The organism is Guyparkeria sp., from assembly GCF_046545975.1.
GTDB lineage: Bacteria > Pseudomonadota > Gammaproteobacteria > Halothiobacillales > Halothiobacillaceae > Guyparkeria.
Window position 1 is genome coordinate 1 of sequence record NZ_JBKGYT010000089.1, and the last position, 6,591, is coordinate 6,591.

Annotated in this window: 6 protein-coding genes and 2 tRNA genes; 3 read left to right on the forward strand and 5 right to left on the reverse strand. The window is 69.4% G+C overall.

Annotated features, from left to right (window positions below; all coding sequences use genetic code 11):
* Positions 1 to 192 precede the first annotated feature (192 nt).
* Together ACLFMY_RS07815 and ACLFMY_RS07820 are read right to left on the reverse strand one after the other, a co-directional pair.
* Positions 193 to 283, reverse strand: a tRNA-Ser gene (locus tag ACLFMY_RS07815).
* A 66-nt stretch (positions 284 to 349) separates the two neighbouring features.
* A tRNA-Ser gene (locus ACLFMY_RS07820) sits at positions 350 to 440 on the reverse strand.
* 139 nt (positions 441 to 579) lie between these two features.
* Between ACLFMY_RS07820 and ACLFMY_RS07825 the strand changes: the two genes are divergently transcribed.
* Positions 580 to 780, forward strand: a complete 201-nt coding sequence (locus tag ACLFMY_RS07825; protein ID WP_410764091.1) for a hypothetical protein — start codon at positions 580 to 582, stop codon at positions 778 to 780.
* Positions 781 to 796: 16 nt separating this feature from the next.
* On the opposite strand, the gene rlmD is transcribed toward ACLFMY_RS07825, so the two are convergent.
* The 3 genes from rlmD to cysM all read right to left on the reverse strand — a co-directional run bounded on the left by rlmD (position 797) and on the right by cysM (position 3,332).
* A complete protein-coding gene (rlmD, locus tag ACLFMY_RS07830; protein WP_410764093.1) occupies positions 797 to 2,146 on the reverse strand; it encodes a 23S rRNA (uracil(1939)-C(5))-methyltransferase RlmD in 1,350 nt (449 codons plus the stop codon).
* A gap of 135 nt (positions 2,147 to 2,281) precedes the next feature.
* Entirely contained in the window at positions 2,282 to 2,425 is a 144-nt protein-coding gene (locus ACLFMY_RS07835) for a hypothetical protein (protein ID WP_410764094.1), read from the reverse strand.
* A gap of 4 nt (positions 2,426 to 2,429) precedes the next feature.
* Entirely contained in the window at positions 2,430 to 3,332 is a 903-nt protein-coding gene (gene cysM / locus ACLFMY_RS07840; RefSeq protein ID WP_410764095.1) for a cysteine synthase CysM, read from the reverse strand.
* Positions 3,333 to 3,486: 154 nt separating this feature from the next.
* Between cysM and ACLFMY_RS07845 the strand changes: the two genes are divergently transcribed.
* Positions 3,487 to 5,754 carry a response regulator gene (locus ACLFMY_RS07845; protein WP_410764096.1) on the forward strand — a complete coding sequence of 756 codons (2,268 nt, stop codon included), beginning with the start codon at positions 3,487 to 3,489 and terminating at the stop codon, positions 5,752 to 5,754.
* 104 nt (positions 5,755 to 5,858) lie between these two features.
* Positions 5,859 to 6,591: GGDEF domain-containing protein (locus ACLFMY_RS07850; RefSeq protein WP_410764097.1), on the forward strand; the 733-nt coding region annotated here is incomplete at its 3' end.

Genomic DNA, 6,591 nt, shown 5'->3' on the forward strand with positions numbered 1-6,591 from the left:
AGACCGACGTTCGGCCCAGCCGTAACGCAAGAAACCCCGCGCCGCGGGGTTTTCTCGTGTCCGGACGGCCGGCATGAGGGGAGCTTGCCCGCCGGAACAACGGCGACGGGAAAGGGAGAGGCGTTGACAGTATTCACGCCCCATAAACGAAGAAAGCCACCGGGATTCCGGCGGCTTTCTCGTGCCTGCAATTGGCGGAGAGGCAGGGATTCGAACCCTGGGACCCCGCGAGGGGGTCAACGGTTTTCGAGACCGCCCCGTTCGACCGCTCCGGCACCTCTCCAAACGGGAACGACACGGGCCACGCCGTGCCGTCGGGCCCCGGCGAATCGCCCGGGCAAACTGCAACTGGCGGAGAGGGAGGGATTCGAACCCTCGGTACGGGGTTACCGTACACACGCTTTCCAGGCGTGCTCCTTCGACCGCTCGGACACCTCTCCGTTTCCTGACCCGTCGGTCAGCAAGGGCGCAGATTCTAACCAAACGGCCGGCCGCTGGCAATGGTCTTTTCCGTGACGCTCCCCGTGATCCAATGCGACGGCAAGGAACGGCCCACCCCCGCTCACGAGACGAGTACCCATGCCCAGCGAACCCGATGCCGCACGGCTTGATCGGCGACCCCTGCTACGCGCCCTGCTGGCGACACGCCCGGCCTTCCCGGCGCTCGCCGCCGTGGCCGTGGCGATCGGCCTGGCCACGGCGACAGGAGAGCACCCCCTCGGCGCGGCCGCCGCCATGCTGTTCGGCTGCCTTGCCGCTACCGGACCGCTGCTCGCCTGAGCCCGACACCCCGCCTTCAGTCGGCCGGCTCGAGGACCGCCATCGACTCGACGTGGGCCGTATGCGGGAACATGTCCATCACACCGGCCGCCAGTAGCCGGTAACCGTGCTCGTGCACCAGCAGGCCCACATCGCGCGCCAGCGATCCCGGGTGGCAGGAAACGTAGAGGATCCGCCTCGGCGCCATCCGCGCCACCACCGGCATCATCTCGCGTGCCCCGGCACGCGGGGGATCGATCAGGACGCGGTCGTAACGCTCGCGCATCCAGGGGAGCCGCTGGTCCGGCTCGAAGAGATTGCCGACCACGTGCCGGGTATTGTCGATGCCGTTGGCCCGGGCGGAGTCCTCGCCGCGGGCGACCATCGCCTCGTCGGCCTCGACGGCGGTCACCGATCCGGCCGGCCCGGTAACCCTCGCCAGCGCCAGGGAAAAGTTGCCCAACCCGGCGAACAGGTCCAGTACCCGGTCGCCCGCCTGCACGTCCAGCCAGTCGATCGCCTGCTCCACCATGCGGCGGTTGATCTCGGCATTGACCTGGGCGAAATCCAGCGGCGAGAAGCGGATGGCCACATCGAAACGATCGAGTCGGTAGGACGGGTACACGTCCCGCGCGCCATCCCTGAGCGGGGCCAGCGTCTCCGGCCCGCCGGGTTGCAGGAACACGGCGAACCCGTGCTCGTCGGCGAAGGCGTCCAGCCTCGACCGATCGGCCCCGGAAAGCGGCTGCATGTGGCGGAAGGCCAGCGCGCAATGATCGTCCCCGCAACCGACCTCGACCTGCGGGATGTCCCGGCGCGCCTCCAGGGCCGTGATGCATTCGGCCAATGCCGGCAGCGTCTCGCCCACCCTGGGGTCGAGCACCGGGCAGGTGTCGATGTCGGCGATCTGGGCGCTGGCGAGTTCGCGAAAACCGACCCGGACGCGCCCCTTCTTCCTGTCGAAGCGCACACCCAAGCGCGCCATGCGCCGGTAGCGCCAGACCGGACCGGTGAGCGGCTCGAGGATCCGCTCGGGCTCGACCCGGCCGATCCGCGCGAGCTGTTCGATCAGTGCGGCCTGCTTGTGGCGCACCTGGGCCTCGGGGGCAAGGTGCTGCATGGCGCAGCCGCCACAGACGTGAAAATGCGGACAGCCGGGATCGACCCGCTCCGGGCTGGGGTTGTCCACCGTCACGGCATCGCCGAGGTCGTAGTGACGGCGCCGGTCGCGGTAGACGAAGCGCACGTCCTCGCCCGGCAACGCCCGGCCGATGAAGGTGGCCTTGCCGTCGACATGCGCCACGCCCCGGCCCTCCAGGGTCAGCGACTCGACGTGGGCGGAAAACTCGCCGCGGGGAAGCTTCTTGATGCGCTTGCGCTGCGCCATGGGATTCGCTCTCGGGTGTCGGCCCCGGACACGCTGGGAGACGCCGGGTTCAACGGGATTCGGTCGGCGAGCAGCTTTCCTCAAGGAAACTCTGCACGAATGCCATGCCACTCCGGCCTGTCGAGCCGTTCGTGATCAAGGCGCGATGTCGCCGGCGGGCTCGACCCGGACCGCCTCGATCCGCTCGCCACACCGGTCGAACACCGGCGCGTCCGGCGACTGCACCCCGGCCTGGACGACGCCGATGGCCAGCAACGGGGCGAGTGCCGCATGCTGCACGGGGTCAGCCGGCCGGGAACACGCCGGTGGACAGGTAGCGGTCGCCGCGGTCGCAGACGATGGTGACGATCACCGCGTTCTCCACCTCGGCGGAGACCTTGAGCGCGGCGGCCATCGCCCCGCCCGAGGAAATCCCGGCCATGATGCCCTCCTCGCGGGCCAGCCGGCGGGTCATTTCCTCGGCCTCGTCCTGCTCGATGTCCAGGGTGCGATCGACGCGGGCGGGATCGAAGATCGAGGGCAGGTATTCCTTCGGCCAGCGGCGGATGCCGGGGATCTGCGCCCCCTCGCCCGGCTGGACCCCGACGATCTCGACGCCCGGGTTCTGCTCCTTGAGGTAGTGCGAGGTGCCCATGATGGTGCCGGTGGTGCCCATCGCGGAAACGAAGTGCGTGACCCGCCCCTCGGTGGCCTCCCAGATCTCCGGCCCGGTGGTCAGGTAGTGGGCGCGCGGGTTGTCCGGGTTGGCGAACTGGTCGAGCACCACGCCCTCGCCACGGGCGGCCATCTCGGCGGCGAGATCCCGCGCGCCCTCCATGCCCTCCTCCCGCGAGACCAGCTTGAGTTCGGCCCCGTACGCGGCCATGGACTGGCGCCGCTCGATCGACATGTGCTCGGGCATGATCAGGGTCAGGCGGATGCCCAGTGTCGCCGCCACCATCGCCAGGGCGATGCCCGTATTGCCCGAGGTCGCCTCGACCAGCCGGTCGCCGGGCTTGAGGTCGCCGCGCTCGATGGCCCGCGAGATCATCGAGTGCGCCGCCCGGTCCTTGACCGAACCGGCGGGATTGTTGCCCTCGAGCTTGCCGAGGATCACGTTCCCGCGGGCCGACCCGGCCTTGTCCAGCCGCTGGATGCGCACCAGTGGAGTGTTGCCGATCAATTGATCAAGACGGTGACCTAACATACGCTTTGCCGGCTGATTGCAGATGAAATGACTCGGGAGGCGGAGCATCGATAGACCCGCGCTCCGAGTATGCCACAAACCACAAGGTCCCCCGGTGAACCCACGCCCCCACAGACAGCACGTATCCGGACGCCGGGTCCAGCTCGGGGCCTCGATGGTCCCGCTGCTGCTCGCCCTGGCCATCCTGCTCGGCCCGCCGACGCTGCTCCTGCTCGAGCCTCGCTTCGGGCACCTGGTGCCCGGAGAGTCCTCGCTGGAACGGCTGGCGACAGCCTGGGTCGCGCTGTGGGCGGTGCTCATGCTGGCCGCCGCGGTGACATGGTGGGCAGGATGGCGACGCCGTCGCGTGCAGGAACCGGACCGCCCCCTGTCTCCGCAGCCCCCGTCGACGCCACCGAACCCACCGCCGAAACCCGAGTCCCGGCCACCCGAGGACATGCAACTGACTACCGGCTCGGTCCTGGAACTGGTCAATCAGCAATGGGTGACACCCCTGGGTCACATCCGCTCGGCGGTCGACTCGCTCGCCGCCCTCGAGCGGCGCCTGACCCAGTGTGCCCCGCCCGCATCCATCGAGCAGCAGGAGCCCGCCCGGTCACTGCAGCTCATGCGGCACGCCAGTCACCGGCTGCGCATCTCCATCGAGAACATCATCGACTACCACGAGATCTCGGCGGGGCGGCTCAAGCGCACCGACGGACGCGTCAACCCGCGCACCACCGGCGAGGACATGGTCGCCGACTGGCAGACCACCGCCCAGCGCGACGGCGAGGTGCTGCAGTTCATCGGCTACCAGGACCTGCCCCGGGAAATCTCGCTCGATCCCCAGATGCTGCGTCGCCTGCTCGACCGGCAACTCAACGAGGCGCTGTGCATCGGCCACCTCAAGGAGCCGGCCGTCACCTTCCAGATCGAGGACGAACACGACACCGAGGGCGGCGACCGACTGGGGCGGTTCCGCCTGACGGTGGACGGGCGTTCCCAGGACCGGTCCTTCGGTCGCGAGGCCCTCACGGCACGGCTCGGGCAGCGCCTGTCCGACTCGCTCGGCGACCTGCTGGTCGACGACCTGATCGACATCTGGATCATGCGCTCCGTGGGCAGCCACCTGGGCGCGACCCTGGAAGTGGTGGACACGGGCAACGGTCGCATCGGCCTTTCCGCCGTGTTCGAGGCCCCCATCCTGGCCGAGGAACCCGAGCCGGGCGAACTGCTCACCGGCAAGCTCTGTGGCGTGGTCTGTGCCTCCGACCAGCATCGACGGGCATGGCAGGGCAACCTCGCCACGCTGGGGGCCGACATCCAGATCGAGCCCGACTTCGGCCAGCCGGTCGACCTGCTGTTCCTCGACGAGCGCGTCGTCGAGAAACACCACCGGGATCCCGCCTTCAGCGAGTGGGTGAAGCTGGCCGGCCGGGTCGTCGGCCTGGCAGGCCGCCTGACGATCCGCGGACGCCCGGCCGCGCCGCTCCACTGGGCCGACTTCACCCTGCCGCTGTTCATTCGGGGCCGGGCACTGGCCGCCTCGCTGGAGCGCATCCTCGACACCGCCGGTCCGGCGCCGGGCAAGCCCCAGCCAAGGCTGGCCCCGCGCCCCGACCGGCCGGACATCGCCCGCCAGCCCCCGCAGAGACCCGACAAGGCACGGGCACCGGCATCCAGTCGTCACGCCCTGTATTCGTTCGCTGGCCGCACGGCGCTGGTGATCGACGACGACCCGGTCTACCTCGCCCACCTGGCACAGACGCTCGGCGAACTGGGCTTTGACGTGCTGGAGGCCGGCAACGGCAAGCAGGCCCTCGCGATCGCCGACCACGAGGACATCGACATCGTCTTCACCGACATGCACATGCCCGACATCACCGGGGCCGGCGTCGCCCGCATCCTCAAGAAGCGTGCCCGCCACCTGGAAACGCCCATCATCGCCATCACGGCCAACCGGCAGGGCAACGTGCACCAGGACCTGCTCAACAGCGGCATCGAGCGCGTCCTGACCAAGCCGGTCACGGCAGGCGAACTGCTCAGTGCCGTGGGCGAGTTCTTCCCCCTGCAGAACCACGCCCGCTCCACCCCGACATCGGAACCACCGGCGGCCACGGCGAATCGCGATCCCTTCCTTTCCCGGCTGCTGCTCGACGAGCTGCCCGGCTACCGGCGGCTGCTCACCGAGCAGACCGACGACCGCGACGCCCTGCGCCACGCGGCCCACAAGCTCCGCGGGGCCGCTGCCTGCTGCCGGGAAACCGGACTGCAGAAACGTGCCGGCGCCCTCGAGACCGCCCTCGACCATTCGCAGGACCCTGCCCGCATTCGCAAGCTGATCGACGAACTGCTCGAGAGCATCCACGCCATCGAATCCACCCCGGTCGCCGACGAGAACGAGCCGCCACGGGCCACGTCGCGGAACATCACCGGATCCTGATTCCGATCCCCGGGATTCATTGCTAGGATTGAGCGAACAGCGGGGCATCGTGCCCCGTCCTGCCCGGGATTGGGCAGGCGGTTCTCAGGGAAGGTGACGACAGGATGCAAACGGACAGCCAGGTCCATTCCGCCGTGGGGGAGCAGGACACGATCGCCTTGCTCTGCGACGCTTCTGGACGGGTGATCGACATCAGCCCGGGTGCCGCGGTGTTGTTCCCGGAGAACGGCGGCCGACCATCACCGGCGCTGGCCGCCGCGAAGGGGTTTCACCTGGACGATCCGGACGCGCTGTACCCGGCGCTGGCCGGCGGCCGTGAAGCCCTGCTCCCCGGACGCCTTCACGATCACGACGTTCGCTTGCGCATCACCCCGCTGGGCGAGGATCGGCGCCTGCTGCTGATCGAGGACGCCCACCGTCCCGTCGCGCACATCGACTCGCTCACCGGCCTGCCCGATCGCAGCGCGATGATCGACCGGATCCGGGAGGCCCAGGCGGACGACCACGGCGGCTACCGCCTGCTGCTGGCCGACATCGACCGGCTCAAGACCTTCAACGACTACCTCGGCAACCCGGCGGGCGACCACCTCATCCGGAAGCTGGCCGCCGGCATGCGCTCCGGTCTGCCAAGGGAGATTCTCGTCTCGCGGTGGAGCGGACACGAGTTCATGCTGCTGATTCCCCCGGGTCTGGCCGCAGACACCGGCCGCATCGCGGAACAGCTCCGGGAAATCGCCCGGTCCATCCGGCTCACCGGCGACGGCTCCCGGATCGGCACGGTAACCCTGAGCATGGGGCATGCCGCCGTCGATCCCGATGACCTGTCACGCCTTGCCA